This window comes from Streptomyces sp. NBC_00259 (genome assembly GCF_036181745.1).
Taxonomy (GTDB): Bacteria; Actinomycetota; Actinomycetes; order Streptomycetales; family Streptomycetaceae; genus Streptomyces; species Streptomyces pratisoli.
Map to the genome: position 1 here is coordinate 6,503,715 of NZ_CP108080.1, position 23,679 is coordinate 6,527,393.

General features: G+C 70.2%; 24 protein-coding genes. 12 read left to right on the forward strand and 12 right to left on the reverse strand.

Going from position 1 to position 23,679, the window contains the following annotated elements; all coding sequences use genetic code 11:
* Nucleotides 1–7: 7 nt before the first annotated feature.
* The 7 genes from OG766_RS29185 to OG766_RS29215 form a co-directional block, all read right to left on the reverse strand.
* On the reverse strand, nt 8–1,051 hold the full coding sequence (locus tag OG766_RS29185; RefSeq protein WP_328726568.1) for an MCE family protein: 1,044 nt from the start codon (nt 1,049–1,051) through the stop codon (nt 8–10).
* Nucleotides 1,048–2,292 carry an MCE family protein gene (locus OG766_RS29190; protein ID WP_328726569.1) on the reverse strand — a complete coding sequence of 415 codons (1,245 nt, stop codon included), beginning with the start codon at nt 2,290–2,292 and terminating at the stop codon, nt 1,048–1,050. Before OG766_RS29190 ends, OG766_RS29185 begins: the two co-directional genes overlap by 4 nt.
* A gap of 5 nt (nt 2,293–2,297) precedes the next feature.
* Nucleotides 2,298–3,125, reverse strand: a complete 828-nt coding sequence (locus tag OG766_RS29195) for an MlaE family ABC transporter permease (protein WP_266387105.1) — start codon at nt 3,123–3,125, stop codon at nt 2,298–2,300.
* Nucleotides 3,126–3,128: 3 nt separating this feature from the next.
* Nucleotides 3,129–3,899: an MlaE family ABC transporter permease gene (locus tag OG766_RS29200; RefSeq protein ID WP_328726570.1), complete on the reverse strand. Its 771-nt coding sequence runs from the start codon at nt 3,897–3,899 to the stop codon at nt 3,129–3,131.
* Nucleotides 3,896–4,822: an ABC transporter ATP-binding protein gene (locus OG766_RS29205; RefSeq protein WP_328726571.1), complete on the reverse strand. Its 927-nt coding sequence runs from the start codon at nt 4,820–4,822 to the stop codon at nt 3,896–3,898. The genes OG766_RS29200 and OG766_RS29205 overlap by 4 nt, the downstream gene beginning before the upstream one ends.
* Before the next feature lie 436 nt (nt 4,823–5,258).
* Nucleotides 5,259–6,380 carry a sigma-70 family RNA polymerase sigma factor gene (locus tag OG766_RS29210; RefSeq protein ID WP_328726572.1) on the reverse strand — a complete coding sequence of 374 codons (1,122 nt, stop codon included), beginning with the start codon at nt 6,378–6,380 and terminating at the stop codon, nt 5,259–5,261.
* Nucleotides 6,381–6,432: 52 nt separating this feature from the next.
* Nucleotides 6,433–7,542 carry a lytic transglycosylase domain-containing protein gene (locus OG766_RS29215; protein ID WP_328726573.1) on the reverse strand — a complete coding sequence of 370 codons (1,110 nt, stop codon included), beginning with the start codon at nt 7,540–7,542 and terminating at the stop codon, nt 6,433–6,435.
* 166 nt (nt 7,543–7,708) lie between these two features.
* Here OG766_RS29215 and OG766_RS29220 point away from each other — a divergent pair, with 166 nt between their 5' ends.
* The 7 genes from OG766_RS29220 (at nt 7,709) to OG766_RS29250 (ending at nt 14,055) form a co-directional block, all read left to right on the forward strand.
* On the forward strand, nt 7,709–7,960 hold the full coding sequence (locus OG766_RS29220) for a hypothetical protein (RefSeq protein ID WP_266388762.1): 252 nt from the start codon (nt 7,709–7,711) through the stop codon (nt 7,958–7,960).
* Nucleotides 7,957–8,343: a helix-turn-helix domain-containing protein gene (locus OG766_RS29225; RefSeq protein ID WP_266387095.1), complete on the forward strand. Its 387-nt coding sequence runs from the start codon at nt 7,957–7,959 to the stop codon at nt 8,341–8,343. Before OG766_RS29220 ends, OG766_RS29225 begins: the two co-directional genes overlap by 4 nt.
* A 366-nt stretch (nt 8,344–8,709) precedes the next feature.
* Nucleotides 8,710–9,222 (forward strand): 2-oxo-4-hydroxy-4-carboxy-5-ureidoimidazoline decarboxylase, encoded by a 513-nt coding sequence (gene uraD / locus OG766_RS29230; protein WP_266387092.1) that lies wholly within the window; start codon nt 8,710–8,712, stop codon nt 9,220–9,222.
* Nucleotides 9,219–9,617, forward strand: a complete 399-nt coding sequence (uraH, locus tag OG766_RS29235) for a hydroxyisourate hydrolase (protein ID WP_328726574.1) — start codon at nt 9,219–9,221, stop codon at nt 9,615–9,617. The genes uraD and uraH overlap by 4 nt, the downstream gene beginning before the upstream one ends.
* Nucleotides 9,618–9,622: 5 nt before the next feature.
* Nucleotides 9,623–10,546 carry a factor-independent urate hydroxylase gene (gene pucL, locus OG766_RS29240; protein WP_266387086.1) on the forward strand — a complete coding sequence of 308 codons (924 nt, stop codon included), beginning with the start codon at nt 9,623–9,625 and terminating at the stop codon, nt 10,544–10,546.
* Between the two features lie 360 nt (nt 10,547–10,906).
* A complete protein-coding gene (locus OG766_RS29245; RefSeq protein ID WP_328726575.1) occupies nt 10,907–12,298 on the forward strand; it encodes an 8-oxoguanine deaminase in 1,392 nt (463 codons plus the stop codon).
* 269 nt (nt 12,299–12,567) lie between these two features.
* Complete coding sequence (locus OG766_RS29250; protein WP_328726576.1) at nt 12,568–14,055, forward strand: nucleobase:cation symporter-2 family protein; 1,488 nt, start codon at nt 12,568–12,570, stop codon at nt 14,053–14,055.
* 175 nt (nt 14,056–14,230) lie between these two features.
* Here the strand turns inward: OG766_RS29250 and tnpA are convergent, their stop codons facing one another.
* Nucleotides 14,231–14,662 (reverse strand): IS200/IS605 family transposase, encoded by a 432-nt coding sequence (gene tnpA / locus OG766_RS29255; RefSeq protein WP_328726577.1) that lies wholly within the window; start codon nt 14,660–14,662, stop codon nt 14,231–14,233.
* Nucleotides 14,663–14,687: 25 nt separating this feature from the next.
* On the opposite strand from tnpA, the gene OG766_RS29260 reads away from it, so the two are divergent.
* Nucleotides 14,688–15,968 (forward strand): RNA-guided endonuclease InsQ/TnpB family protein, encoded by a 1,281-nt coding sequence (locus OG766_RS29260; RefSeq protein ID WP_266387074.1) that lies wholly within the window; start codon nt 14,688–14,690, stop codon nt 15,966–15,968.
* A gap of 65 nt (nt 15,969–16,033) precedes the next feature.
* On the opposite strand, the gene OG766_RS29265 is transcribed toward OG766_RS29260, so the two are convergent.
* A complete protein-coding gene (locus tag OG766_RS29265; protein WP_328726578.1) occupies nt 16,034–16,885 on the reverse strand; it encodes a chitosanase in 852 nt (283 codons plus the stop codon).
* A 156-nt stretch (nt 16,886–17,041) separates the two neighbouring features.
* Entirely contained in the window at nt 17,042–17,689 is a 648-nt protein-coding gene (locus tag OG766_RS29270; protein ID WP_328726579.1) for a TIGR03086 family metal-binding protein, read from the reverse strand.
* A 149-nt stretch (nt 17,690–17,838) separates the two neighbouring features.
* On the opposite strand from OG766_RS29270, the gene OG766_RS29275 reads away from it, so the two are divergent.
* The 3 genes from OG766_RS29275 to OG766_RS29285 all read left to right on the forward strand — a co-directional run bounded on the left by OG766_RS29275 (nt 17,839) and on the right by OG766_RS29285 (nt 21,376).
* The gene (locus OG766_RS29275; protein ID WP_328726580.1) at nt 17,839–20,001 is read left to right on the forward strand and encodes a hypothetical protein; all 2,163 of its coding nucleotides are present in this window, start codon (nt 17,839–17,841) and stop codon (nt 19,999–20,001) included.
* 9 nt (nt 20,002–20,010) lie between these two features.
* A complete protein-coding gene (locus OG766_RS29280) occupies nt 20,011–20,331 on the forward strand; it encodes a SelT/SelW/SelH family protein (RefSeq protein ID WP_266387064.1) in 321 nt (106 codons plus the stop codon).
* An 85-nt stretch (nt 20,332–20,416) separates the two neighbouring features.
* Nucleotides 20,417–21,376 (forward strand): fibronectin type III domain-containing protein, encoded by a 960-nt coding sequence (locus OG766_RS29285; RefSeq protein WP_443045560.1) that lies wholly within the window; start codon nt 20,417–20,419, stop codon nt 21,374–21,376.
* 20 nt (nt 21,377–21,396) lie between these two features.
* On the opposite strand, the gene OG766_RS29290 is transcribed toward OG766_RS29285, so the two are convergent.
* Nucleotides 21,397–21,852 (reverse strand): hypothetical protein, encoded by a 456-nt coding sequence (locus OG766_RS29290; RefSeq protein ID WP_266387059.1) that lies wholly within the window; start codon nt 21,850–21,852, stop codon nt 21,397–21,399.
* 14 nt (nt 21,853–21,866) lie between these two features.
* On the reverse strand, nt 21,867–22,703 hold the full coding sequence (locus tag OG766_RS29295) for a hypothetical protein (protein ID WP_328726582.1): 837 nt from the start codon (nt 22,701–22,703) through the stop codon (nt 21,867–21,869).
* A 238-nt stretch (nt 22,704–22,941) separates the two neighbouring features.
* Here OG766_RS29295 and OG766_RS29300 point away from each other — a divergent pair, with 238 nt between their 5' ends.
* Complete coding sequence (locus OG766_RS29300; protein WP_266387055.1) at nt 22,942–23,679, forward strand: DUF6333 family protein; 738 nt, start codon at nt 22,942–22,944, stop codon at nt 23,677–23,679.

A 23,679-nucleotide genomic window follows, 5' to 3' on the forward strand; every position in this document is an offset into this window, starting at 1 on the left:
CGCGCCTTCATGCGCACCTCGCACGGGCGACGTGGAGCTCGGGAGTGAGCACCTCACGGGTCTTCGGCAGCACGATCCGGCCGTCGAAGTCACAGAGGTAGAAGTTGAACCAGGAGCCGTACGAGGCCGTCCCCGTCAGCTTGTTGAGCTTGTTCGGCAGCCGCTTCAGCACGCCCTCCACGGTCTTCTCGTTCTTGTTCAGGGTTCCGGTGAGGTCCCTCAGCTCGGCGATGTCGTCGCGCAGTGGAGGCCGGGCGTCCTCGAGCAGGCCCGAGGTGGCCTCCGTCAGTTCGGCGATGTTCACCAGGGAGTCCCCGATGGGCTTGCGGTCGGCGGACAGCCCGGAGACCACTCGCTGGAGCTGCTTGATCAGCCCGGAGAAGCGAGCGCCGCGCTTGTCCAGGGTGGCCAGTACCGTGTTGAGGTTGTCGATCACGGAACCGATCAGCTCGTCGCGGTCGGCGAGCGTGGTGGTGAGCGAGGCGGTGTGGGCGAGCAGGCTGTTCACCGTTCCGCCCTCGCCCTGCAGCGTCTTGATGATCTCGGTGGCGAGCTGGTTGACGTCCTTGGGGCTCAGCGCCGCGAACAGCGGCTTGAATCCGTTCAGCAGCGCGTTGAGATCGAGCGCGGGCTGTGTCCGGGACAGCGGAATCCGCTCTCCGGGCGCCAGCCGGGTGCCGTCGCCGGCTCCCTCCGTCAGCGCGATGTACCGCGAGCCGACCAGGTTGCGGTAGCGGATGACCGCCCCGGTGCTGGTGAACAGCGGACGGTCGTGGGTGACGGTGAAGGTGACCTCCGCCAGCGTCCGGTCCGTGATGCGGATGTCCTGCACCTCACCGACCCGCACCCCGGCCACGCGGATGTCGTCGCCCTCCTCCAGGCCGGTGACATCGCTGAACACCGCCTTGTACGTGTGCTCGGGAGTGAAGGAGATGTTGACGATGGTGGCAGCGAGCAGTGTGGTCGCGAGCACCGTCACCACCGCGAAGAGACTGAACTTGATCAGCGGTGCCGCGGTCTCCCTGGCGCGCTTGAAGCGGAGGAACCTCATGCGACGCTCACCGCCGTTCCCCGGGCCATCGGACCGAACAGCAGCGTCGCCACCGCGGGCACCTCATCGGCCGGCACACCCATGACGGGTGCGACGAGCGAGCTCACGGCACGCTGCTCGGCCGCGGTGGCGGACACCGTGGACGCCTGGGACGCACTCGACGTACCGCGCGTGCCGTCGTTCAGCTTGTCGTGCGGTGCCGGGACCCGCGGATGAGGCATTCCGTGGCAGTCGGGTCCCGAGCGCTCTCCGTAGCGAGGTTCCTCGCCGGGCTCGTACGCGCCCTGCGGGCGGACGACTTCCAGGGTGATACGCATCTTTCCGCCTTTGAAGGTCTGTTCTGCCGCCTTCTCCTGCCGCACCAGGCCGTCGAGAAGGCAGGGGTACTCCGGCGCGTAGCGGGCGAACAGCGCGAGCGTGGGACGGGAGACCCGGCCCAGGGTGATGAGCCGCCCGGCGTTCTCGTCCAGGAACCCGTCCGCCGTCCTGGCGACGGTGGACGTGGAGGTGAACAGGGTGGCCAGCTGGTCCTGCTTCTCGACGATCGTGCGGCTCGTGGTGACGGTGTTCCGCAGGATCCTCATCAGGTCGGGCGCGGCGTCGCCGTACACCTCGGCGACATCGGCGAACCGCGAGATGTCCTCCTTGATCGACGGCATATGGGGGTTGAGCCGCGCCAGATAGCCCTCGACACGGGTGAGGTTCTCGCCGATCCGGTCGCCGCGGCCCTCGAGAGCGGTGGCGAACGCCGAGAGCGTGGCGTTGAGTTCGGCCGGCCGTACCGTACGCAGCAGCGGCAGCAGGTCGTTCATCAGGTGCTGTACCTCGATGCCGGCCTTGGTGCGGTCCTGGGTGATCACGTCCCCGGCCCGTATGTGCCGCCGGGACGGCTCCCGGGGGGCCACCAGGTCGACGTACTTCTCGCCGAACAGCGTCTTGGGCAGCAGCCGGGCGTGCACATCGGACGGGATGCGGGAGACATGCTCCGGTTTGAGGGCGAGGTCGAGTGTCGCCTTCTCGCCGTCGGCCCGCACCGCGCGGACCTCGCCGACCAGCAGCCCGCGCAGCTTGACGTCGGCCCGCGGCTCCAGCTGGTTGCCGAGCGTGTCGGCCTCCAGCGTGATCCGTACGACGGAGACGAACACCTGCCGGTAGACGGCGACGGACAGCGACAGCAGCAGTGCGATGACCGCGATGAAGACGATGCCGTACACCCTCAGTCTGACGATCCGTGTCCGCATCGGCCCTACCCCGCAATCCGTACGGTCGTGTTGGCGCCCCAGATCGCCAGGCTGAGGAAGAAGTCCAGGACATTGATGGCGACGATGGAGGTACGCACCGCACGGCCGACCGCGACGCCGACTCCTGCCGGCCCGCCGCTCGCGTAGTAGCCGTAGTAGCAGTGCACCAGGATGATCACGACGGCGAAGACGATGACCTTGCCGAAGGACCACAGCACGTCGACCGGAGGCAGATACTGCTGGAAGTAGTGGTCGTACGTGCCCGCGGACTGCCCGTAGTAGCCGGTCGTGATCGTCCGGGCGGCGAAGTACGACGACAGCAGCCCGACCACGTACAGCGGGATCACGGCGACGAAACCGGCGATCATCCGCGTCGTCACCAGGAACGGCAGCGAGGGAACGCCCATCACCTCCAGGGCGTCGGTCTCCTCGCTGATCCGCATCGCGCCGAGCTGGGCGGTGAACCCGGCCCCGACCGTCGCGGACAGCGCGAGCCCCGCCACCAGCGGGGCGATCTCCCGGGTGTTGAAGTACGCCGACAGGAACGCCACGAAATTGGACGTGCCCAGCTGATTGAGCGCGGCGTACCCCTGCAGGCCCACCTCTGTGCCGGTGAAGAACGACAGGAAGGCGATCACGCCCACGGTGCCGCCGACGACGGCCAGTGCGCCCCGGCCGAAACTCACCTCGGCGAGCAGCCGCAGGATCTCCTTCTTGTAGCGGCGCAGGGTGCGCCCGGTCCAGGCCAGCGAGCGCCCGTAGAAGGACAGCTGGGCGCCCAGCTCCTCCAGGGAACGGAGCGGACGCCCCACGAAACGGTGGATGAGCGCCATCCCTCACCCCTTCTGCGGAACGATTTGGAAGTACACGGCGGTCATCACGAAGTTCGTCACGAACAGCAACATGAAGGTGATCACCACCGACTGGTTCACCGCGTCGCCCACGCCCTTCGGCCCGCCCTTGGCGGTCAGCCCCTTGTACGAGGCGACGATCGCGGCGATCGCGCCGAACACCAGGGCCTTCAGCTCGGCCGCCCACAGGTCCGACAGTTGAGCGAGCGTGGTGAAGGAGGCCAGATAGGCGCCGGGTGTGCCGTTCTGCAGGATGACGTTGAAGAAGTAGCCGCCGGCCACTCCGACCACCGACACCAGACCGTTGAGCAGCACCGCGACCACCATCGAGGCCAGCACCCGCGGGACGACCAGCCGGTGGATCGGATCGATGCCCAGCACCTGCATGGCGTCGATCTCCTCACGGATCTTGCGCGCCCCGAGGTCCGCGCAGATCGCCGTGCCGCCCGCCCCGGCGATCAGCAGCGCGGTGACGATCGGCGATGCCTCGCGCAGCACCGCCAGCACCGAGGCCGCGCCCGAGAACGACTGGGCGCCGAGCTGCCGGGTCAGGCTGCCGATCTGCAGCGCGATGACCGCGCCGAAGGGGATGGAGACCAGTGCGGTGGGCAGGATCGTGACGCTCGCGATGAACCAGGCCTGTTGGATGAACTCCCGCACCTGGAACGGCCGTCGGGGGAGCGTCCTGACGACGTCCAGGGCCATGGCGAACAGGCTGCCTGAGTGTCTGAGCGCTCCGATCGGGTTGAGGCTCATGCGTCCGCCACCTCCCGCGCCTTCTCGTGCTCGGCGATCGCCTTCCAGCGGGGCGGGCGGGCGATACCGGGGCTGGGCAGCAGCCGCGGCGTCATCTCCTGGGCGCCCGGGCCCGTACCCTCGTCGAGCCCCGCCAGTTCCTGCTCGACCTGGGCGGCGTCCTTCTCCTCCGCCATGCCGATCGGCCCCTGCATCCGGCCGTTCAGGAACTGCCGTACGACCGGCTCTTCGCTGGTCAGCAGCTGCTCGCGAGGGCCGAACATCACCAGCTCCCGGCGGAACAGCAGCCCGATGTTGTCCGGGACCTGGCGGGCCGAGGCGATGTCGTGGGTGACGATCAGGAAGGTCGCGTCGATCTGCGCGTTGAGATCGACGATCAGCTGGTTGAGATAGGCCACCCGCACCGGATCGAGACCCGAGTCCGGCTCGTCGAACAGAATGATCTCAGGATCGAGCACCAGGGCCCGCGCGAGACCGGCCCGTTTGCGCATACCGCCGGATATCTCGCCGGGGAGCTTCTCCTCCGCCCCGATCAGGCCGACCATGTCCATCTTCTCGAGGACGATCCGTCTGATCTCGCTCTCCGGTTTACGGGTGTGCTCGCGCAGCGGGAAGGCGATGTTGTCGTACAGATTCATCGACCCGAACAGCGCGCCGTCCTGGAAGAGGACACCGAAGAGCTTCCGGATCTCGTACAGGTCGTGCTCGCGGAGCCTCGTGATGTCCCTGTCCGCGATCCGGATCGAGCCGCGCTCCGGTTTGAGCAGCCCGACGAGCGTCTTGAGGAACACCGACTTGCCCGTGCCCGAGGGGCCGAGCATGACCGAGATCTCCCCGGCGGGCAGCGTCAGCGAGACGTCCTGCCAGATGACCTGGTGGCCGAAGGACTTGGTCAGCCCTTCCACACAGATCTCGACACCCATCCGGTTCACCCTTCAGCCGTGGAGCAGCTCCGACACCTGCTCTACGGGGGAGGGGGGCGCGTCCGTCGCGACGAGCTCGAAATTTTTTACGAGTGCGCAACCGGGGGTGAACGTGGGTGTGCGGGGACCTGGCGGAATGCCCGCGGCGGGCGTTTCCCCTCCCCGCCCCTTCCCGAACCGGGGGCAAGCCCCCAGACCCCCGGGGCGCTGTCCCGAACCCCGCGCCGCAATCGCCGGCGGGGCTGGATTTCGGGGCTCCGCCCCGGACCCGGCTCCTCAATCGCCGGACGGGCTCCAATGGAGCCCGTCCGGGGGTCCCCCAGGCGAAGCTCTGGGGAGATCGAGGACACGGCCGAAGGCCGTACGGGGGTCTGGGGGCAAAGCCCCCAGTTACGGGAAGGGGCGGGACAGGGGAAAGGCACACCCCGGGCGGGCGTCAGGACGCAGGGCCGCCTGCCGGAAGCTCGACGGACGCGTCCTGTGGGTCCGGCAACGACACGGGGGCCGACGGCGGCGTCCTCACGACCGACGGCACGGACCCTTCCGGTACGGCCGGCACGTCGGGGACGTCCGGGACATCCGGGAGGTCCTGAACGTCCAGGACCTCCGGCACCTCCGGCACCGTCGGCACAGCGGGAACGGCCGGGGCGGGCAGCCGCGGCAGCGACGGCAGCGCGGCCTCCGGCAGAAGCGGCGGGACCGGCACGCCGCCGGACGGTGCGGTCACGCCCGGCGTGGGCGCCGTCGTGGGGCCGGCGGAAGTGTCCGCCGCCGGAGGCCCTGCGGGGCCGTCACCGGGCCACACCTCCGCGGCCTGCGAGGTGGCGGGCGAGACCGCAGGCCGCTCCTCGTCGTGGGCGTACGGCAGCACGAACCCCGCGACGACCAGCGTCGCCGCCGTCGACGCCGCGCCCACCACCTGCGCGTTGCCCACCGCCCGCGGACGTCCGCGCTCCCACAGCCACAGCGCGAGCCCCAACGTGCCGGCCAGCGAATTGCGCAGCGTCCGACGCGCCCTCGCCAGCAGCGACTCGACCGTCCGGTAGCTCAGCCCCATCTTCACCGCGACCTGCCCGACGTCGAGATCCTCGGACTTCAGCCAGAGTGCCTCTGCCTGCCGGGCGGGCAGCTCCCCGCTCCGTACGGCCAGCCACTTCGCCTCGGCCCGGTCGCACACCACCTCGTCGACGGGTGCCGGGCCCGGCGCGATCAACGTCGGGCTGCTGCGTACCTCGGCCTCGCGGTTGACCTGCCGGTACCGGTCGACGCACAGCCGCATGGTCACCGTCGTCAGCCAGGCGCCCAGCCGCTCGTCGTCAAGGTGCGGGTGCTCCGCGGCACGCAGCATCGCCTCGTGCACGGCGTCCTCGGCGTCCTCCATGCTCATTGACCTGCGGCGGGCCACCTTGAGCAGATGCTCCCGGTGGCTCCATGCCCGCTGCCATCGGTCGCGGGCCGCTTCCGCTTCCGCATCCAGATCGTCCAGATCGTCCAGACCGTCCGTAACGTCCCGACCATCCGTACCGTCCGGATTCGAGGCATGCATGTCCGTCGCCATGAGGGCCCCTTCGCGCTCACCGCCGGTCCCTGCCGCCCGGCGGGAGGCGACATTACCGCCCGGTATCGGGAGTTGGGGAGGGGGTGGCGGCCAACGAATCCGTACCGTTGCCGACCACCGGATCAGTGGTCGGCAGCACCTCGCCGCCGGGCACCTCAACGCCGTTTGCGGGCACGGGCATTGCGGGCTCCGTAGGCGTGCCGGCCCCGCCCGTCGGCCAGGTCTTCGACGGCGACGGCGACGGCGACTGCGAGGCCGGGCCGTCGGTACCCCCGTCGCCCGGACGGCCGGGCCGCGCCGGAGCGCGCGACGGGGAGGGCTCCGGGCGCCCCGTACCGGATGTCTCGGGCCTCGGACGGACGGCGGCCCCGGCCGCGCCACCGCGGTCCGGCATCACCCGGTGCCCTTCGAGAAAGTAGGCGAGCCAGGCCCTGACCGTGCGCAGATAGACCTCGGAGCGGTTGTAGCCGAGAATCGCGCGGTCCAGGTCGTTCGGGTGGGAGAGGTCTCGTCCGCCCGCGCACAGATAGCGGCCCGCTGCGAGCGCCGCGTCGTGGATGTTGCCGGGGTCGGACCGTCCGTCACCGTTGCCGTCGGCGCCCCAGACGGCCCAGGTCGACGGGATGAACTGCATCGGGCCGACTGCGCGGTCGTACACAGGGTCCCCGTCGTACGTCCCGCCGTCCGTGTCCCTGATGAGGGCGAAGCCGTTGCCGTCCAGCCGCGGTCCAAGGATCGGCGTGAGGGTCGTGCCGTCCGGCGTCACCCGGCCGCCACGTGCCTGCCCGGACTCCACTTGACCGATCGCGGCGAGCAGTTGCCAGCGCAGCCGGCAGCCCGGCGTGCTGCGCGTGAGCGCGGCCTCAGCCCGGCGGTACGCGGTCAAGACCGTGGCCGGCAGTGCGCCGGCCGTCGCGACACCCCCGTCCGAGGCGCGGTCCGCGGTGCGGTCCGCGTCGGTGCCGGCCCCACCCCGCGGCTGCAGCGGCGGGAGTTCCGTGCGATACGGAGAGTCGCCGGAGACGCTCGGCCCGGTTATGGCCGGGACCTCGTCCGAGAGAGCGGAGGCCGGCGCCCCCGATGCCTGTGAGGCGGTCAGCACCGCCGTGGCCGCCGCCGCGACGACCGTTCCCTTGACAGCTCTGCGCCTGTGCCCTGTCATGACGCCCACCCCTCCCTGTCGTGCCGCCGCACCGGAGATGAGGGCCGGCACGGCTTCCGTCACCGGCTCTACGCGGGAAGGACGCCGATCCGTCGCGCGGCGAGGAGGGAATTTCCGGGGCCGGGGGCGGGGGCGCCACCGCAGGCGGGCTTAACGTGGGGGCATGCTGCGATTGCGAGTGGAGTTCACTACAGAGCCCTTCGACCTGGACGAAGCCCCGGCCCATGCGCTGGTGGCCCGCGAGGTGATCCAGGCGGCCGATCTGGACGCCGTGGACGTGGGACCGTTCGGCAACACGGCAGAAGGCGGCGCCGACCAGGTACTCACCGCGGTCGACTCGCTGCTGCGCCAGGCTCTGGGCGCGGGCGCCACTCGGGTCTCACTGCAGGTCAATGTGATCGGGGAGGGCGAGAAGTGACCGAGCCGGGAGATCACCCCCTGGTCACCGCGGTGAAGCCGCTGGTCGACGCGATGGGCGCCGAAATACTTCGACCGGAGCAGGCGACGGCGGACGATGTCGTCCTCGCCTGGGAGGGGGTGGAGGTTCTCGCCGTGCGGCTGCCCCAGCTCTCGGACTCGCTCGACCACATTCTGGCCGCCATGGAGCGGCGGTACGGCATGCCCCTGTCCGCGCTGGACCGCAAGACGAAGCAGTCCGTCGTACGGACCCTGGAGGCCCGCGGCGCTTTCTCGGTACGCCATGGCGTGGAGACCGTGGCCGGTGCACTCGGCGTCAGCCGATTCACCGTCTACAACTACCTCAACCGTGAGAACACGGCCCGGGACACAAAAGGCAGGTAGAAGGCTCATGAGTGGGCGTCGGAACCCTTCGGGGCGCCGACCGTCTCACAATCTCGTCCGGGTCCGGACGGCCGCCCGGTGCGGATGGCGCCCGGGCTGACCACACCCCCGACCCGACCTGCGGTGATTCGCCGGCACCCCGGCGGGCAGGCCGCAACAGCCAGTCGTTCGGACCGGTGATCACTGGGAAAACGCCACCAAGAGTGAGTGACTGACGACTCTCCGTGCGAAGCCGCCGTCCAGATGTCGGGACGGCGGCTTTTCCGTCAACGAAGTTTCAACAAAGTGTTGACGCGGTGTCGGGGGAAGGCGTTAGCTGTCCGCAGCCCGTCAGACGTACCTCGCAGAACAGCCACGGAGGCTCCCGTGTCCTCGACTTCCGTACCGGGCCTCGCCCGGTTCAACACCTCGGCGGACAGTGAGGCCCAGGCCGTACTGCACGAGGTGTGCGCGAGCTCGGCATGGGGCAGCAAGCTGCTCGCCCAGCGCCCGTACGCCACCGCGGAAGCCCTCTTCGCCGCCAGTGACGCCGCCATGGCCGAGCTGACCGCGGACGATCTGGCCGAAGCGATGGCCGGGCACCCGCCCATCGGCCGTCCCAGGCCCGGCGACCCGACCTCCTCCCGGGAGCAGAGCGGGATGGCCGGTGCCACCGTGGAACTCAAGGCCGAGATGCTCGAACTCAACCTGGCCTACCAGGACAGGTTCGGCCATGTCTTCCTGATCTGCGCCACCGGCCGCACCGGTGAGCAGATGAGGGACGCCGTCCGTGAGCGGATCGACAACTCGCCGGAGCAGGAGCGGGAGATCGTCCGCACCGAGCTGGGCAAGATCAACCGCATCCGGCTGGCCCGCCTCGTGGAGGAAGAGAACCGATGAGCACCGAGACCACAGCGTCGGTGTCCACACACATCCTGGACACCAGCATCGGCCGCCCCGCCGAGGGCGTCGCCATCTCCCTGTCGGCCCGCGAGGGCTCGGGCGCGGAGTGGGTGGCGCTCGGCGGAGGCGCGACCGACGCGGACGGGCGCTGCAAGGACCTGCCGGCGCTGCCGGAGGGCACGACCCACGTACGGCTCGACTTCGAGACCGAGGCGTACTTCGCGAAAAAGCAAGCCGATGCGCAGCAGGACGCCCCCGCGAATCGGGACAGCGGTGCGGCCGGAGTGTTCTTCCCCGAGGTGGCGATCACCTTCGCCGTCGTACCGGGCGAGCACTACCACGTACCGCTGCTGCTCAACCCGTTCGGCTACTCCGTTTACCGAGGGAGCTAGCAGACATGCCCACGATTCTCGGCCAGAACCAGTACGGCAAAGCAGAGAACCGCGTCGTCAGGATCACGCGGGACGGCGACACCCACCACATCAAGGACCTCAACGTCTCCGTCGCGCTCTCCGGAGACATGGACGACGTCCACTACTCCGGCTCGAACGCCAACGTCCTGCCGACCGACACCACCAAGAACACGGTGTACGCGTTCGCCAAGGAGTACGGCATCGAGTCCGCCGAGCAGTTCGGCATCCACCTCGCCCGTCACTTCGTGACCTCCCAGGAGCCGATCCACCAGGCGCGCATCCGCATCGAGGAGTACGCCTGGGAGCGCATCGCGACCTCCGACGCCAACTCCAAGTTCATCGGCGCCGACGAGGTCAAGCACTCCTTCGTCCGCAAGGGCCAGGAGACCCGGGTCACCCAGATCACCTACGACGGCGAGTCCTGGGAGGTCGTCTCCGGGCTCAAGGACCTGATCGTCATGAACTCGACGAACTCCGAGTTCTGGGGCTACGTCAAGGACAAGTACACGACGCTCCAGGAGGCGTACGACCGCATCCTGGCCACCCAGGTCTCCGGCCGCTGGCGGTTCAACTGGACCGACGACGAGCAGAAGATGCCGAACTGGGAGAAGTCCTACGAGCAGGTCAGGAAGCACATGCTCCAGGCCTTCGCCGAGACGTACTCCCTGTCGCTGCAGCAGACGCTGTACCAGATGGGCTCACGCATCATCAACAACCGCGCGGAGATCGACGAGGTCCGCTTCTCCCTGCCGAACAAGCACCACTTCCTCGTCGACCTGGAGCCGTTCGGCCTCAAGAACGACAACGAGGTCTACTTCGCCGCCGACCGCCCGTACGGCCTGATCGAGGCCACGATCCTGCGGGACGGCGTCGAGCCGCGCATCCCGGTCGACACGACCAACCTCTGACACGGGACCGGTACGGCCCCGCCCGCCCCGACCGGGCGGGTCCGCACCGGACCGGAGGGACCAGGTGGTTTCCTTGACACCCGCACGGACAGCCGCACGGACACGTTCACGGACAGCCGCGCGGACCCGTTCACGGACACCCGCACGGACACGATCACGCCGTGCGGGAGCAGCCGCGGCGGTCCTGCTCGACCGGTCCTCCCGCGTGTCCCTCCCCCAGACCGCCCACCCGGCCCTGTATCTGTTCTCCGACCTGTCCTTCCATCCTTTCGGCACCCACAGTCACGCCGCTGTGGCACTCAAATCTCCCAGGGTCCTGCCGTGCCCTCACCGCCACTGAGAGACAAAGGACGCACCGCCATGGCAGCACCGGCAGCAGCCCCGCGCATCGTCATCGAGAACTGTGCGATCGCGACCGTGGACGCCGACGACACCGAGTACGTCTCGGGCCACATCGTCGTCGCCGGCAACCGGATCGAGTCGATCGGCGCCGGCAAGGCACCCGAGAACCTGGAGAACGTGGTCCGCCGCGTCGACGGCACCGGCCACCTCGCCACCCCGGGCCTGGTCAACACGCACCACCACTTCTACCAGTGGATCACCCGCGGTCTGGCCACCGACCACAACCTCTTCAACTGGCTCGTCGCCCTCTACCCGACCTGGGCGCGCATCGACGAGCAGATGACGTACGCCGCCGCGCAGGGCTCCCTCGCGATGATGGCGCGCGGCGGCGTCACCACCGCGATGGACCACCACTACGTCTTCCCGAGGAACTCCGGCGACCTCTCCGGCTCCATCATCCGGGCCGCGTCCGAGCTGGGTGTCCGCTTCACCCTGGCCCGCGGATCGATGGACCGCAGCGAGAAGGACGGCGGACTGCCGCCGGACTTCGCCGTCGAGACCCTCGAAGGCGCCCTGGCCGCCACCGAGGAGACCATCGACCGGCACCACGACGCCTCCTTCGACTCGATGACGCAGATCGCGGTCGCCCCCTGCTCCCCGTTCTCGGTCTCCACCGAACTGCTCAAGCAGGGCGCGGAACTGGCCCGGCGCAAGGGCGTACGCCTCCACACCCACGGCAGCGAGACCGTGGAGGAGGAGAAGTTCTGCCACGAGCTGTTCGGCATGGGCCCGACCGACTACTTCGAGTCGACCGGCTGGCTCGGCGAGGACGTGTGGATGGCGCACTGCGTCCACATGAACGACTCCGACATCGAGGCCTTCGCCCGCACGAAGACCGGTGTCGCGCACTGCCCGTCCTCCAACGCCCGCCTCGCCGCGGGCATCGCCCGCGTCCCCGACATGCTGGCGGCCGGCGTCCCGGTCGGCCTCGGCGTCGACGGCACCGCCTCCAACGAGTCCGGCGAACTGCACACCGAGCTGCGCAACGCCCTCCTGATCAACCGCCTCAACCCCGCGCACCGCGAGGCCGCGCTGAATGCGCGTCAGGCCCTGCGCCTCGGCACGTACGGTGGCGCGCAGGTCCTCGGCCGCGCCTCGCAGATCGGCTCGCTGGAGCCCGGCAAGCTCGCCGACCTGGTGCTCTGGAAGCTGGACACGCTGGCCCACGCCTCCATCGCCGACCCGGTGACCGCCCTCGTCTTCGGCGCGGCGGCCCCGGTCACCCTCTCCCTCGTGAACGGCGAGCCGGTCGTCGAGAACAGCCGGCTGCTCAACGTCGACGAGGACGCCATCGCCCGCTCCACGCGGGACGAGGCACAGCGCCTCGCGCGGATCGCCGCGCAGGCCTGACAACCCCCGGTAGTCCGGTCGAGGGGGACGGCCCTCGACCGGCGGCCATGGACCCGAGCGGGGTGCATGGCAGCCGTCGCCGGGGGGTGCGTGCCCCAAACGCACGCACCCCCCGGGACGGTGACTCGTGTCGCCACCCCATCGGCACGCTTTCTCTGGGCGCATCACCACACCACAACAACACCACCCGCAGTACGTCGCACCACTTCGCACCACCTCCCTGACACCCACGTCGATGCCGATGTGTTAACCGACCGGAGGAACCGCCCGTGGCAGCACAGCCCAGGTTTCAGCCCGATGCAGGCCCCGCCCCCGAAGACCGCAAGCACCCGGTCGACGAGACGCTCCCGCCCTTCAAGATGTTCACCAGCGGCCTGCAGCACGTGGCCGCCATGTACGCGGGTGTCGTGGCCCCGCCGATGATCGTGGGCCCCGCCGTGGGCCTCAGCGCCAGGGACACCGCGTTCCTCATGGGCGCCAGCCTCTTCACCGCGGGCATAGCCACCCTGCTCCAGACCCTCGGGTTCTGGAAGGTCGGCGCCCGGCTCCCCTTCGTCAACGGCGTCTCGTTCGCCGGCGTCACCCCGATGATCGCCATCGGCAAGGACCGCGGCTACGACGGCATCGCCGTCATCTTCGGCGCGATCATCGTCGCGAGCGTGCTGGGTTTCGTCCTGACCCCGTACTTCTCCAAACTCGTACGGTTCTTCCCGCCCGTCGTCACCGGCACCGTCATCACCCTGATCGGTGTCTCCCTGCTCCCCGTCGCCTTCCGCTGGGCACAGGGCGGTGATCCGGCCGCACCGGGCTTCGGCTCCATGAAGAACATCGGCATGGCGGCGCTGACCTTCGTGATCGTGCTCGGCCTGAGGAAGCTGCTGCGCGGTTTCCTGCAGCAGATCGCCATCCTGCTGGGCCTGGTCGCCGGCACACTCGTCGCGATCCCCTTGGGGATGACCGGGCTCGACGCCCTGCGCGACGCGGATCCGGTCGGCTTCCCGACCCCGTTCCACTTCGGCGCTCCGCAGTTCGAGATCGCCGCGATCATCTCCATGTGCATCGTGATGCTCGTCTGCATGACCGAGTCCACGGCCGACATGCTCGCCCTCGGCAGGATCGTGGACCGGCCGGCCGACGAGCGGACCATCGAGGGCGGCCTGCGCGCCGACACCCTCGGCAGCGCGATCAGCCCGCTCTTCAACGGCTTCATGTGCAGCGCCTTCGCGCAGAACATCGGCCTGGTCGCCATGACGAAGGTGCGCAGCCGCTACGTCGTCGCGGCCGGCGGCGGCATCCTGGTCCTGCTCGGGCTGTGCCCCGTCGCCGCCTCCGTCATCGCCCTGGTCCCGCTCCCGGTCCTCGGCGGTGCGGGCATCGTCCTCTTCGGCTCGGTCGCCGCGAGCGGCATCCAGACCCTGGCCTCGGCGGCGTTGGAGAAGGGCGAGAACGCGCTGATCGTCGCCGCGGCCGTGGGCATCGGGCTGATCCCGATCGCGGCCCCGGAGTTCTACCACGCCTTCCCGAAGGACCTGCTGGTCGTGCTCGACTCCGGGATCTCGACCGGGTGTGTGGTGGCGATCGTGCTGAACCTGGCCTTCAACCACCTCGGTGTGAAAGACCGTTCGTCCGAGACGCCGTCGGATTCGCAGTCGCAGTCGGAGTCGGAGGCGGAGTCGGAATCGGGGGTGGGGGCGGTCGTGGAGCCGCATCCGGACTCCCATCCGGACCCGCATCCGGACGCGCTTCCGGTGCGCTGAGGCGCGTACGGCGACGGCGTGGACCCCGTGGACCCCGCCGTCGCCGTACTTCCGTGCTACCTCTCCGCTGCTTCTACCTCTGATCTTGGCCAGTGCTCCGCCGTTTACGGCGGGGGTGAAGGCCATCTCAGGACTGCTCTGACCCGCGCGGGTGCACGGGTCCGCAGTGTTGTCCTCAGGCAGCGGGGCGTTGCTGGTTCTCGATGTACTGCTTGACGATGGTCAGCGGTGCCCCGCCGCAGGACCCGGCGAAGTAGGAACCGGACCAGAAGTGTCCGCCCCACAGGTACCGGCGGACGTGGCTGTCGTGTTCCTGGCGCAGGCGGCGGGAGGAGACGCCCTTGAGGCTATTGACCAGCTTGGAGAGCTGCACCTTCGGCGGGTAGTGCACGAGCAGGTGGACGTGGTCGTGTTCGCCGTTGAACTGCTTCAGGTCGGCCTCGAAGTCCGTGCAGACCTCGCGCATTACCTCCTCGCAGCGGGTCAGCATGGCGTCGGTGAATGCCTTCCGCCGGTACTTGGTAACGAAGACCAAGTGGACGTGAAGGTTGTGGACGACGTGACGGCCGGTCCGTACATCTAGGTTTGGGTGCCATCGTGGTGACATGAACCAATACTGTATGGTGCCGTCCGTGAGTGATCACGGCTTGGAGAAGCGGCAGTTCGGGCACCGTGCCCGGCTGGCACTGAATCCTGCCGACGCCCTCAAGGCTGATGACCAGGCGCACGCGGCCCGCACGATGTGGAATCTCCTGCACGCCTGGTGGCAGATGATGCCGAAGGAGAAGCGGACCCTGGCGAACGCGGACGTCGCGATCCGCCAGGCCCGCCAGGACATCGACTTCCTCGCCGTCCTTCCCGCGCAGGCCGCGCAGGCGGTCTTGAAGACGTATTTCCAGGCGTGGAAGAACTGCTGGGACGGCCGGTCGGACGCCCCGAACTTCAAGGCCCGCTTCCGCACCGCGATGACCGTGGATGTGCCGCAGGGTCGGGATTTGAACGTCGTTCGTGTCCACCGCCGGTGGGGCATGGCCAACCTGCCGAAGATCGGCCGTGTCCGCTTCCGCTGGACCAAAGACCTCCCCGTGGGCAAGCACGCCGGCAAAGACAACCGCATCACCGGTGCGCGCCTGGTCAAAGACCCGCTCGGCTGGCACATCGCCTTCCGCGTCCAGACCCTCGAACCGCAGCCCGACCCCCACCAGGGGCCGGAAACCGGCCTCGACGTGGGCATCACCGTGCCCCTCGCCCTGTCCGACGGCGAGGCGTACGGGCACGGCGAATGGCTGACCGTCGGTGAACAGGCCAGGCTCCTGGACCTGGAGCAGCGCGCCGCCCGCCGTAAGAAGCACCGCAAGCCCGGCGAACGCACCTCCCGTCGCTTGCGCCACACCTACGACCAGATCGCAGGGCTCCGCGCGAAAGCCAAGCGCCGGACCTCGGACTGGCAGCACAAGACCACCACCAAGATCGCCGACACGTACGGCACCGTCGTGGTGGAAGCACTCACGATCACGAACATGGTCAAGTCCGCCAAGGGAACCTTGGACCAACCAGGCAAGAACGTCGCCCAGAAATCCGGGCTGAACCGCTCGATCAGCGGGGAGGCATGGGGCCGCACGGTCACCATGCTGACGTACAAGCTCGCCCGACGCGGCGGCACCCTGGCCAAGGTCCCCGCCCCGAACACCTCCCGGCGCTGCTCCGCGTGCGGCTTGACCACGCCCGGCAGCCGGGAGACCCAGGCCCTGTTCGTGTGCAAGAACCCCGACTGCGGATGGACGGGCAACGCCGACCACAACGCAGCCCGGAACATCTTGCACCTGTACCGGATGGGCCACGCGCTCATCCCGGCTGCCGGGAGGGCAGTCGCAAGGCGCGCACCACGCGTCAAGCCCGCCACCGCAAGGTAGGTAGGAATCTCCCTGCTTCAGCTGGGAGAGCACTTCAAGGTACTTCCGAGGCGCCGGGGCCACCCTCAGTCGAGGTGGTAACTGTCGCCGTACACCTTCCAGTCCAACGGCGTGTCCAGGCCGAGGTTGCCCGCGTCGAGGAAGACCCGCTGCGCCGTGTCGACGCGGCTGGTGTCCTCGTGGGCCTCCTCCTGTTTCATCGCCCAGACCCGGGCGTCGAGGAAGGCGTGCAGATACGCGGCCTCGTCGCCTCCCTGCGCCGGCGGCCCGGCCTGACCCAGCGCCCGCTCACGGATGCTGCTGAAGCTGGTGCTGTCACCGCCGTCGCCGTGCATGACGATGGCGTCGTAGTAGATGAACTGTCCGAGGACGCCGATGCCGTCGCTCTTGCCGCGTCCGACGGCCGGGTTGAAGTAGACCCGGTCGCGCTCGTCGTTCTGGGCCTTCCTGAACTCCGGGTCCTGGGCCGCCTCGCGCCAGGCGCCCGGGTAGCCCGGATCGAGGCCCTCGTGCGAGTCGCTGCCGTCGACCTCGCGCAGGGCGGGCAGGTAGCCGGCGAGGATGTTGCCCGGCCGGCGGTCCGTGTAGAGCTCGACCAGATCGAGCATGTCGCCGGTGCCGGAACAGAACCCGATGATGCCGGCCGTGTAGCCGCGGCCGTCGCCGATGTCCTCGATGTACTGGTACTGCGCCTGCCAGTCCAGCGAGGAGTTCTCCGCGCTGGACACCAGCTTCATGGCGATTTCCTTCTTCGCCGGGTCGTCGAGCCCGATGGCGTACGCGCCGGCGGGGTCCTCCGGCGCGGCTGCCTCAGGGGCGGCACCCGCCGTACCGGGCAGGGCCGCGGCCGCGAGCCCGAGCAGGGCGGTCGCGAGAACGGTACGTCGTGCGGTGGTGCTTCGGTGGGGGACGTGCACCTGTGACCTCCAAGGGGAGTTCAGCGCTCCGCTGTTCTGTTAGGAATCTTTCCTATCAGAGGGTGCGGTCCGCGTACACCCCACCCGTGCGCCGTCGCACCCCGGGCCGTTCGGTTCCCGAGCGCCTCAGCTGACTTCGGCCGCCTTCAGCTGTCCTCAGTCGTCTTCGGCTGTGGCCGTCTCAGGGATCCAGTCCGGTCGGCGACCGCTGAGACCGACGACCCGGTCGAGGAGGGGAGCCTCCTCGGGCACGGGCACGATCGGGCCGAACATACCCTCGCGGCCCGGATCGTCCGCGGCCGGGGCCATCAGGGCGTACGACACCTCCAGGCCGGCCTCGTCCGGGGCGTAGTCCTGGCCCGTGGCGCGGGCCAGGTCCCAGGCGTGGAGGAGGAGTTCGTTGAGGGCGACCCGCCCCGCGATCGCGGCCGGGAAGACGATCCCGCCTGCCTGGGTGTCGCCTTCCCAGGCGCCCGGACCGCGCCACGCGGTCACGAGCTCGTCCAGCAGGCGCGGCAGCTCCGTACGCCAGTCGTCCTGCAGGACCCATTCGACCGTGCCCGGGTCCGTGCCGGTCGACGGCCCGAATTCCTTGCCTGCGGCATCGCGGAAGGCCGCCGACAGTCCGACGACATGGGCGAGGAGCTCTCGTACGGCGTACTTCGGACAGGGCGTCGGATTCCCGAGGCTCGCGTCGGTGACGCCTGCCGCGAGCCTTGCCATGCCGGCGGCGACGGGTCCGAGGTCCGGCGTGTTCGTGCTGTTCCTGCTGTCCGTGCTGTCCGTGCAGTCCGTGCTGTTCATGCTGTTCGTGTCCTTCTCGCTGCTCGTCTCCATGACTGTCGGACCGCACCGCGAGCCGGAACTCATCGGTGGGCCGTCCCGGTCGCCCGATCGGGCCATCCGCTCGCGCCGAGCGCCCCGGCCCCGGCGAGCACCCATACGCTCCCGGAGTGACCCGTACCAGTGCCCTGAACACCGGCCTCGACGACTTCCTCGCCTGGGCTCAGACGGAGCGGAAGGCCGCCCTGCCCGTACGCCCCGCGGACGCGCTGCTGACGCTGCTGGCGCTGCACGGCGCGGACCGCCGCGCGGGCGTGCCCGAGCCGACGCCGGAGCTGCTGCGCCGGGTGCTCGTGGAGGATCTGCCCCTGCTGCTGTGGGCGACTCCGGACGAGCTCGCCGCCGTACCGGACGTGCTCACCGCGCTCGCGGACCGGGTGCGCGCGGCGGGCCGCCTGAACGCCAAGCGCCACGCGCGCCTGCTCGCCGCCGTGGAGGAGGCCGTCCCGGAGTGCGAGCGGGCCATGACCGACCCCCGGAATCTGACCTGGCCGCGCTGGTACGCGTCGCTGCTGCGGGCGGACGGGGTCGACGCGGACGACGCCGAAGCCGTACGGGCCTGGCTCGCCGCACTGGACGCCGCACCGCACGCCGACCGCCCCGAACTGCCCGCTCCGCTGCACCGTTCCGATGTCACCGCGAGCACCTTCGCCTCCCGCATCCGGCTCACCGAGGCCCTGATGGCCGCCTTCGCCCAGGACATCGAGGGCCCCTCCGCGGCCGGGCCCCTGCTTCCCGCCACGCCCGCCCTCGCGGCCGACCGGCCCGAGGAGGCGCTCACCGCGGAGCTGGAGGACCTGGCGGCGGCCCTGACCGACCGCTGGACCGCCGCCGGCCTCTGCGCCGCGCTCTTGGGCCCGTACGAGGGACTCGCCCCCGGCCCGGAAGCGCTGCCCCACGTCGTCCTCGCCGACCGTTTCCTCGACGAGCACCTCGACTACTACGGCGACTCCGCCGCGCCGCTGCCGCCACCGGCCGCCCTGCCCGCCCCGGGCGAGATCAGGGCACTGCTGCACGCCGCCCCGCTGCCGGCGGCGCTCGCGGCAGGAACCGACGACGTGCACGAACTCGCCGAGCAGTGCGGCTTCCCCGGACCGGCCACGGCCGTCTGGACCGACGGAACCCCACAGGAACTGACCGAGCTCGCCGCCGACATCCTGGCCGCCGTCGTCGAACGCATCGCCTCCGGCTCCGACCCGGACACGGCGCCGGACGAGGAATACGCCCTCGATGCCGCTCATGTGCTCTACGGGCTGTACGAACGCGGCGGCACCCCCGAGTCCGTGGCCCGCAAGGCCACCGCCCACACCGACCTGACGATCTCCCCGGACATCGAGGACGCACCGGTCGCGGTCCCGGAGTCGGCGCCGCCCGCGTACTCGACGCCCCCGCTCGACGCACTCTCCGCGCTCCTCGGCCTGCCGGAACTGACCGAGGCCGACCGCGCGCATCTCGGCGGACCTGCCCGTGAACTGGCCGCCGTGGTCGACGAGCTGGCGGAGACCGGTTGTGTCTTCCGCACCGGCGACACCTACGGCCTCACGCCGCTCGGCAACGCCGTCGTCCGCCATGTACTGGCCGTGGGGCATGTCGCGGCACCCGACGACGAGACGGTCGCGTCATGGGACGCGGCGGGGATCGTCGCCGCCGTCCAGTACTGGCCGCCGGGCGCCGCCGCGGCGGCTCTCACCACGTGGACGACGGCCCGGGGCGCGACCGACGAGGTCTGGAGCGCACTGCTCGCGGCTGTCTCCACCGCCAAGGCCGAGGACTTCCACCGCACCCTCACCGGGGCGCTCTTCGACCGCCTCGACCGCGCGGCCGTCCCCGACGGCCCCCTGCGCACGGCCCTCGCGGACCCCGTCACCGGCGCCCACGCCCACCGCCTCCTCCACTCCCGGGGCGAGCCCGCGGACCTGGACCTCGTCCCCCCGAACGCCCGTGCCGCGCTCCTCCTCGAAGACCTGGACGCCCGCTGGGCGGCGGACATGCGCGCCTTCGTCGCCGCCGCCTCCGAGGACCGCGACCCGGAGCCGGTCCCCACGGCCCTCCTCGACGCGTTCGACGAGGCCGCCACGACCTGGCCCGGCGGCGTGGAGTCCCTCGTACCCGCGCTGACCGAGGTGGCCCCCGCGGGCGCGGTCCGGGTCCTGGAGGACCTGCGTGACCGTCACCCGGACGGCAGGGTGGCAAACTTGGCGGCGCACGCCGTGAAGGCGGCGAAGGCGACGACGGGACGGACCGCGGCACGCCGCCGCGGTGCGGGAAGGTGAGGCCGCCAGGTGTCCGCGGGAGATGACGCGCCCCTGCCCACGCAGGACCGGGAGCCGGGCGGGCACCGCGTCCAGATCGAGTACTGCACCCAGTGCCGCTGGCTGCCCCGCGCCGCCTGGCTCGCCCAGGAACTCCTCGGCACCTTCGACAGGTCCGAACTCGCCGAAGTCGGGCTGAAACCCGGAATCGGGGGCGTGTTCGTCGTCCGCGTCGACGGCGAGACCGTCTGGGACCGCCGACAGCAGGGCTTTCCCGAACCGACCGCGGTGAAACGCGCCGTCAGGGACCGCGTGGCACCGGGCCGGACCCTGGGCCACTCCGAACGGTAGCGGCTCCTTCCGCACCCTTGCGGGGGCGGCTCCGCCTGTGCCATACAGGTCTGGACCAATGCCCCCGGCGGAAGGAGGCAGTCCGGTGCAACGCCCCCTGCTCATCCCCGTGTTGACGTGCACGACCGCGCTCCTGCTCACCGCGTGCGGCGGCGACGCCCAGGCCAAGGACACCCACAACCCGTCCGCGCCGCGCGGCGTCACCGCGCAGGCGAGCAGCGCCACCTCCGTCCACGTGATGTGGGAGCGCGCGACGGACGACACCGGCGTCAGCGCCTACGAGGTCTTCCGCGCCGGTACGCGGGTGAAATCCGTCCCCGCGGCCACGCACATGACCGACATCGAGGGGCTCACCCCGTCGACCCCGTACACCTTCACGGTCCGCGCCCTCGACGGGGCGGGCAACGCCTCGCCGCACAGCTTGGCCGTACCGGCGACCACCCTGGCTCCGGCGGTCGCCGACAGCCGCCCTCCGACCCCACCGGGCAGCGCGACGGGGCGGGTGCGGGGAGCGCGGGAGGTCACCCTCGCCTGGGGCCGCTCCCGCGACGACCAGGCGGTGACCGCGTACGACATCTACCAGGCCGACTCCCGCATCCACACCGTGCCCGGCACCGCCACCACGGCCCGGGTCACCGGCCTGCGTCCCGGCACGGTCTACACCTTCACGATCCGCGCCCGCGACGCGGCCGACAACTCCTCCCCGGACAGCGCCCCCGTGGACCTCACCACGACCCCGGCCCCGGGCGCCGCCCCCAACACGGCCCCCACCGGCCTCGTCGCCACCGCCCGCAAGGGCAGCGTCGACCTCCACTGGACCCCGCCGGACACCGGCGCCCCGGTGGAGGAGCACCAGCTCTTCCTCAACGGCAAGCTCGCCACCACGATCGTCTGGGGCACCCAACCCCCGCCCGGCCGCGCCACGTACACCTTCACCGTCACCGACCCCCCGGGCACCCGCTACTCGGTCAAACTCCGCGCGAAGCTCCCGGACGGCAACTGGGGGGACTTCTCGGCCCAGCGGACGGTGGTGGTGGGCTCGTAGGGGTTGTGGGACCGAGAGGTTCAGAAGGTGTCGAACGTGTCGAGGTGCCGCCGGATCTCCGCCAGGACCTCCTCGCCGCCGCCCGTGGCCGGAAGGACCCACGGCCTCTCCTCGCCGTTGGCCATGGCGAGGCTGCTGACGAATCGCACGAGGTCCGGAGCCGGTGCGAACGAGTCACGCAGCCACGTGGCGAAGACCGCCGCTTCGCCGGCGGTGACGTCCGTGAGGGTGATGAAGGCGTAGTCGGGCTCCTCCATGGACGAGGTGCCGTCGATCCACATGTCGGGGGCCAGCGCGATCTCGAAGTCGAGCGCTTGCCGGCCGTGTACCGCCGAGGTCCGGTGATCGATGACCGCGCCGGGAAACCCTTGCCGGAGTGCCTGCTCCAGTGACGGCAGGCTGGACCGCCAGGCGCCGCCGTCCTCCTGAGGCGGGTAGAAACCGATGTTGGTGCGGATGTTGCGTCCGGTGGCCACTCTGTTCCTCTGATTCACGGCTGATCGGCCCGATCGAGCACGAACCCCATGCAATGAGTGCGCAGTTGATCGAGAGCCCGGACGAGTGCCGCCACCACCTGCTCGCGTTCCGGCTCCTGAAGTCCGGCCAGGGAGTGGACGACCGCTGCTGTCGTGCCCTCCGGTCTGCGGACACCGACCGTCGTGAAGATGTCCGATGCGAACCAGAGGTAGAGGGTGACCTCGCCGGCCGCAGGATCCGCCAGGACCTCGGGGGGCGGCCTCGTATCACGCACCGGGCGCGCGCCGCCGCTTCCACCCGTGGCGGCGGAGAGAGTGATGTCACCTGTGAGGGGATGGCGGGCCTTCAGCCCGGCGATCGCGAGGCTGTCGAGCATCCGCCCGCAGGTCTCCGACGTCAGATCGGACAGGTACCAGGTGAAGAAGCCGTCAGCCCCCTGCCTCTCGAATGCCTGCGCCGCGAACGACGACCGTCCGAAGACCTCGAGGATGATCTCCTCGGTGCGCCGGCGAGTCACCGGTGCGGCGGAGTACCGGGCGGCACGGACGGCGGCCATGAACTCCTCGGGCAGCTCGGCGTGGTACCGCTCCACGTAGTGGCGGAGTTCGACCGGCCACATCCATGTGCCGTCCGTGACCAGGGAACCGGCTCCGGGGATCCACTCGTCACCGGTGATCGCGTCGCGCTCGGCTCCCATCGCGCTGAAGATCTCGGTCCCCGAGGCAAGGTAGGACAGAAGGCCGGACTCGTCGTGCAGCCCGTACGGCCGCACCGCGTCATGGACGGACGGGGCGGCGGGGTCTGCGTCCTGCGGCGCGAATTCCCGGAAGAACCCAACGCGCTTGATCATGGTTGTCTCCGTGGAACGCCGGCATGCGCTGAAGGCTCGGCGACCGGCGGAAGCCGACGCTCCGTGCAAGGTTACGTACATCGCGCCGTCGGGACGCCATCTCGCGCTCCACGAGCTCGCCGCGGAGCGCCCGGGAATGACACGGGACGAGTTGATCAAGCAAGCGCCCCGTGAGGCCGGGGCGCCAAGTGAACGGGGGCCGGGCCGTTGGGGCCGGGGTCTCGCTACCGTGGCGTTCATGACCGACGACGACTTCTGGGACTGCCCGCCGGAGCAGGGCATCGCGCAGCGCGGGGAGTTCAGGCTCACCCTCGTCGAACGACCCTTCCCCGGTGGCGATGACGCTCTGCCCGCTCATGACCCGGTACGTGCACGGGAGTTCGCCGGCGCCTTCGGGACCATCGACGCGGTGGTGGGGGAGGTGGAGCGGATCGAGGCGACCGAGCGGCCGCCCTTCGCCACCCGCGCCGACCTCGACCTGGTCGGTGTCGGATGCTGGGGAACGGTGACCGAGATCAACGATCCGGCCCTGGTGTTCACCGGGGGCACTTTTCCCCTCGCCGTTCAGGCGCAGGCGCTGGCCGAGCGCTTCCCCGGAGCGGCCGTCATCGGCTCGGCGACGATCGACCACAACATGACCTACGGCACCCACGTCATCCACCACCCGGACGGGGCACGCCTGTTCGCCGCAGGGTGGAGCGGTGAGGGCGACTGGGACCGCGAAGGCACCCCGCACGACGTCGTCGACGCCTTCGGTATCGCCCCCGACGCCCTGGAACGGCAGGGCGTCGACCTCGACGCCGCCCCCGGGGCCTTCGCCTGGGAAGGTCTCGTGCGGCTCGCCCTCCAGCGCGTGGCCCCGCTGTTCCGCAAGGGCCGGGAGCTGTCCGTGTTCCGCGTCCGGCACACCGAAGAGGCCACCGGCGATCTGGAGGAGACCTGGATCGGCGGGCCCGACGGGTTCGGCGAGTTCTGA

Bases quoted from the DNA above. Each gene is read 5' to 3' on its own strand.
- uraH (WP_328726574.1), top strand. From the start codon at position 9,219: ATGAGCACCGAGACCACAGCGTCGGTGTCCACACACATCCTGGACACC.
- tnpA (WP_328726577.1), bottom strand. From the start codon at position 14,662: ATGTCACCACGATGGCACCCAAACCTAGATGTACGGACCGGCCGTCAC.
- OG766_RS29200 (WP_328726570.1), bottom strand. From the start codon at position 3,899: ATGAGCCTCAACCCGATCGGAGCGCTCAGACACTCAGGCAGCCTGTTC.
- OG766_RS29300 (WP_266387055.1), top strand. From the start codon at position 22,942: ATGACCGACGACGACTTCTGGGACTGCCCGCCGGAGCAGGGCATCGCG.
- OG766_RS29270 (WP_328726579.1), bottom strand. From the start codon at position 17,689: ATGAACAGCACGGACTGCACGGACAGCACGGACAGCAGGAACAGCACG.
- OG766_RS29245 (WP_328726575.1), top strand. From the start codon at position 10,907: ATGGCAGCACCGGCAGCAGCCCCGCGCATCGTCATCGAGAACTGTGCG.
- pucL (WP_266387086.1), top strand. From the start codon at position 9,623: ATGCCCACGATTCTCGGCCAGAACCAGTACGGCAAAGCAGAGAACCGC.
- OG766_RS29205 (WP_328726571.1), bottom strand. From the start codon at position 4,822: ATGGGTGTCGAGATCTGTGTGGAAGGGCTGACCAAGTCCTTCGGCCAC.
- OG766_RS29210 (WP_328726572.1), bottom strand. From the start codon at position 6,380: ATGGCGACGGACATGCATGCCTCGAATCCGGACGGTACGGATGGTCGG.
- OG766_RS29190 (WP_328726569.1), bottom strand. From the start codon at position 2,292: ATGCGGACACGGATCGTCAGACTGAGGGTGTACGGCATCGTCTTCATC.
- OG766_RS29295 (WP_328726582.1), bottom strand. From the start codon at position 22,703: ATGATCAAGCGCGTTGGGTTCTTCCGGGAATTCGCGCCGCAGGACGCA.
- OG766_RS29195 (WP_266387105.1), bottom strand. From the start codon at position 3,125: ATGGCGCTCATCCACCGTTTCGTGGGGCGTCCGCTCCGTTCCCTGGAG.
- OG766_RS29185 (WP_328726568.1), bottom strand. From the start codon at position 1,051: ATGAGGTTCCTCCGCTTCAAGCGCGCCAGGGAGACCGCGGCACCGCTG.
- OG766_RS29215 (WP_328726573.1), bottom strand. From the start codon at position 7,542: ATGACAGGGCACAGGCGCAGAGCTGTCAAGGGAACGGTCGTCGCGGCG.